Below are 3,418 nucleotides of genomic sequence, written 5' to 3' on the forward strand. Positions count from 1 at the left end.
AGCGGTCGGCATTGGTGCGGCGGTTCGCGCGGCGGGAATTGTTGGTGTTGGCGAACTGTCAGCTGCTCACGTTCGGGTTCGACCTCGCCAGCGCGGCGCAGATGGACGTGACGGTGGAAAGCATGTCGGACCTTAGCCCGACCAAGTCGCTATCGCTTCAGCTTCAGAAATGGGGTCGGGTGCTGCGCAAGAAAGACGAACCTGCATTGATCTTTGACCACGCGGGCAACGTAGACCGCCACGGCCTGCCAGATGATCCACGCGAATGGACCCTGCAGGGCCGCGAGAAGCGCGACAGCGACACAGAGAAAGCCCTGCCGGTGCGCCAGTGCGCGGAGTGCTACCACTGCCATCGTCCAGCGCCTGTGTGCCCCGCCTGCGGGTTCGTCTACCCTGTGGCGTCCAGGATGGTTGACGAGGTGGAAGGGGAGTTGGCGGAAGTGACATCGGGTCGCAGGCCCCCACCGCCGCAGGCACTGGCTAAGAGCCTCGACGCGCTGATTGCCTTGGGCAGACAGAAGGGCATGAAAAACCCGGAAGGCTGGGCGGCGCATGTGATGACGGCACGTCTCGCCAAGCGGGCATCATGATCACCGAGGGCTGGGTCATCTTCGCAACCGATGCCAGCGACGAAGGCAGGGCCGAGGCTAAGGCGTGGTGCCGGGTGCAGGGCTTCACGGTTGACGACGTGCGGATTGTAATCAGAGAGGAAAAGCAATGTCTGGTGATCGCAAAGCGCAGCGTCAATCCGAAAGCCACATCGTTAACGCCTGCCTGATCGCGCTGTCGGCGGCTGGTTGTTTGGCGTGGCGCCAGAATACAGGCGTCCTGCCCGACCGATCCGGCAGGCCCATCCGCTTCGGCCTATGCGTCGGGTCCAGCGACATCATTGCCATAGCGCCGGATGGCGTGTTTGTGGCCCTTGAATGCAAGTCAGCCATAGGCCAGCCGACAGACGCGCAGGTCAAGTTTCTTGCTGCTGTCCGGCGTCAGGGCGGGCGGGCAGGGATTGCGCGATCAGGGAATGAAGCTGTCGCGATAGCACTTGGACAGCCCCGGCCCTGAGTGCATCCGATAGCGTCATGCCAGCCATTGCGGCTGCGCGGTTCCAGTCCTCAAGTTGCTGCGACTCAACCCTGACCTTGATGAATTTGTCTCTTGCCATTGTGCCCACGCCTTGTTACTGTTACCACACTGTAGCAACGCGAGGCGGACATGGCAATAACCTATCACACCGACCTGATCCAAGGCAGCGAGGAGTGGCACAACGCCCGGCGCGGTCTTCTGACGGCATCAGAGATGAAGCTGATCCTGACGCCAACCTTGAAGATGGCGGCCAATGACAAGAGCCGCGCGCACCTTTGGGAATTGGCGGCCCAGCGCATCAGCGGCTATGTTGAGCCGTCCTACATCGGCGACGAGATGCTGCGTGGCTGGGAAGACGAGATTCGGGCGCGTGACCTGTATGCCAAGCGGTATGCGCCGGTCGAGGAAGTCGGCTTTGTGACGAATGACCAGTGGGGCTTCACGCTGGGGTATAGCCCGGATGGGCTGGTGGGTGAGGACGGACTGATCGAAATCAAGAGCCGCCGCCAGAAGTTTCAGGTGCAGGCCATCGCGACCGGCGAAGTGCCAGACGAATATGCCTTGCAAATCCAGACCGGCTTGCTGGTGACTGGCCGCGATTGGGTGGACTTCATCAGCTACAGCGGCGGGTTGCCGATGTTCGTTTCCCGCGTGTTTGCTGATGATGAAATGCAGGCGGCCATCATCAGCGCCGCGACGGAATTTGAAGACAAGCTTGAGATCGCCGTCACGGCCTATGACCACAACGTGAAGGCGCATGGGTATGCCCAGACCGAGAGGGTGGTCGAACAAGAAATGCACATTGGAGAAGAAGCATGAAGGATATGACGCAAGTTATCCAACCCAAGAGCGACCAGTGGAACGCCGATGACCTTATCGGCGGACCCCGCACGATCACGATCAGCGACGTGTCGATCCAAGGCGGCACTGAACAGCCTGTCTCGATCCACATCAAAGGCGATGTGAAGGTGTATCGCCCCTGCAAGTCCATGAGCCGCGTTCTGGTGCAAGCATGGGGGCCGGACGCGCGGGCCTATATCGGGCGCAGCATGACGCTCTACCGTGACCCCAAGGTGAAGTGGGGCGGCCTTGAAGTCGGCGGAATCAGGATCAGCCATCTGTCAGACATTGATGCCGAAAAGGTGTTCATGCTGACGATGACCAAGCAGAACCGGGCACCTCACAAGGTCAAGGTTTTGGCGCGGGCCGCAGATGACGAACCGCCGGTCATTGACGAGAAGCACCAAGCTCTTGCGCGCGAAGCCGCAAAGGGTGGGGCCGAGGCGTTCCGCGCATGGTTCAAGGCCAACCCGCAAATGCGGCCCAGCGCGACGGTCATCATGGATGAACTGAAGCAACTGGCGGCCAAGGCTGACGAACTACCAGCACCACCCGTCGAGGAAGACGACGAACCGCCGATCTGATCGAGGGGGCTTAGGCCCCCTCTTTCTTCCTCAACGCCTCGATCCGCATCAACAGCGCCATGTATGTCGCACTGTCCATCTCGCCCAGGCTGGCCCGCAGCGCATGGCACTCCGCGACCGTGGCGCAGCGGCGGATGGCTTCGGCTGGGGTCATGCGGCCGACCTCGCGATGGCAAGCAACAAGTCGCGGAATTCGGGCGGGGTTCCGATGCGGTGATGGCTGTCCTTGCCACCACCCTTGAACGCCAGTTCCCCGGCGCGCTTGCACTTGGCCAGGCCGTAGCGGTCGATGGCCCATTGCGGGAACGTGGGTTCGGACTTGCCCCAGCGCAGTTCGGGCAATTCATTGCGTTGCAACCCATAGACCAGCAGCCATGTCGGCTTGCGCGCGTAGTGGCCGTATTGCCCCTGCTCGACGCAGCACGTCCAGCCGTAGTCGTCAGCCCTGACCCATCCACCACTGCGGGGCGGCTTGTTCAGCCCGAAGTGCGCCCATGCATGACTGCCTTCGGGATGCTCCAGAACCCCGCCCCATTCCTGGACGGCAGACAGCGCAGCGGCGAAGCAACCGACGTCGTCACCCTTTGCCTTGCGCTCGCCCGTGCGGGCAATCCACAGCGGCTGACCGGCCCAGAACTTGCCCCACCGCTGGCAGGGCGGATGCGCGACGACCGGCCACGGACCGGCATACTGGCGGGCGTCACGGGTTTCGTCCCACGGGTCTACGTCGGGCAGGCCCCAGTATGAACCGCCGGTCTCGACAAACAGCGCCGCCACCGGAGAAAAACCCCCAGCCGTTAAGCCGGGGGAGTTGACAGGGAGGCGAGGCTCCGGATTGACCGCCGGATCGGTGTCGGAATGGGTCATGGCTGGGCCTCGGCGCGGCGGTTCCATGCGGCGATGGCGTC

At 62.5% G+C, this 3,418-nt stretch carries 5 protein-coding genes and 1 pseudogene; 4 read left to right on the forward strand and 2 right to left on the reverse strand.

The window, feature by feature from the left end; translation table 11 throughout:
• From KBA48_RS32800 to KBA48_RS32815, 4 genes and pseudogenes are all read left to right on the forward strand, one after another.
• Window positions 1–590, forward strand: a pseudogene (locus KBA48_RS32800) (hypothetical protein); the annotation flags it as partial.
• Window positions 587–778, forward strand: a complete 192-nt coding sequence (locus tag KBA48_RS32805; protein ID WP_292912868.1) for a hypothetical protein — start codon at window positions 587–589, stop codon at window positions 776–778. The pseudogene KBA48_RS32800 and the gene KBA48_RS32805, both read left to right, overlap by 4 nt.
• Window positions 779–1,215: 437 nt before the next feature.
• Window positions 1,216–1,905: a lambda exonuclease family protein gene (locus KBA48_RS32810; protein ID WP_292912869.1), complete on the forward strand. Its 690-nt coding sequence runs from the start codon at window positions 1,216–1,218 to the stop codon at window positions 1,903–1,905.
• The gene (locus KBA48_RS32815; protein WP_292912870.1) at window positions 1,902–2,510 is read left to right on the forward strand and encodes a hypothetical protein; all 609 of its coding nucleotides are present in this window, start codon (window positions 1,902–1,904) and stop codon (window positions 2,508–2,510) included. The genes KBA48_RS32810 and KBA48_RS32815 overlap by 4 nt, the downstream gene beginning before the upstream one ends.
• A gap of 10 nt (window positions 2,511–2,520) precedes the next feature.
• On the opposite strand, the gene KBA48_RS32820 is transcribed toward KBA48_RS32815, so the two are convergent.
• Together KBA48_RS32820 and KBA48_RS32825 are read right to left on the reverse strand one after the other, a co-directional pair.
• Window positions 2,521–2,664, reverse strand: coding sequence for a hypothetical protein (locus KBA48_RS32820; RefSeq protein ID WP_292912871.1), 144 nt, complete (start codon window positions 2,662–2,664; stop codon window positions 2,521–2,523).
• On the reverse strand, window positions 2,661–3,418 hold a 758-nt coding region (locus KBA48_RS32825; protein WP_292912872.1), incomplete at its 5' end, for a hypothetical protein. The genes KBA48_RS32825 and KBA48_RS32820, both read right to left, overlap by 4 nt.

Source organism: Niveispirillum sp., assembly GCF_017996735.1.
Lineage (GTDB): Bacteria > Pseudomonadota > Alphaproteobacteria > Azospirillales > Azospirillaceae > Niveispirillum.

Excerpts from the sequence above, each read along its gene's own strand:
- KBA48_RS32805 (WP_292912868.1), top strand. The coding sequence starts at position 587 with ATGATCACCGAGGGCTGGGTCATCTTCGCAACCGATGCCAGCGACGAA.
- KBA48_RS32815 (WP_292912870.1), top strand. The coding sequence starts at position 1,902 with ATGAAGGATATGACGCAAGTTATCCAACCCAAGAGCGACCAGTGGAAC.
- KBA48_RS32810 (WP_292912869.1), top strand. The coding sequence starts at position 1,216 with ATGGCAATAACCTATCACACCGACCTGATCCAAGGCAGCGAGGAGTGG.
- KBA48_RS32820 (WP_292912871.1), bottom strand. The coding sequence starts at position 2,664 with ATGACCCCAGCCGAAGCCATCCGCCGCTGCGCCACGGTCGCGGAGTGC.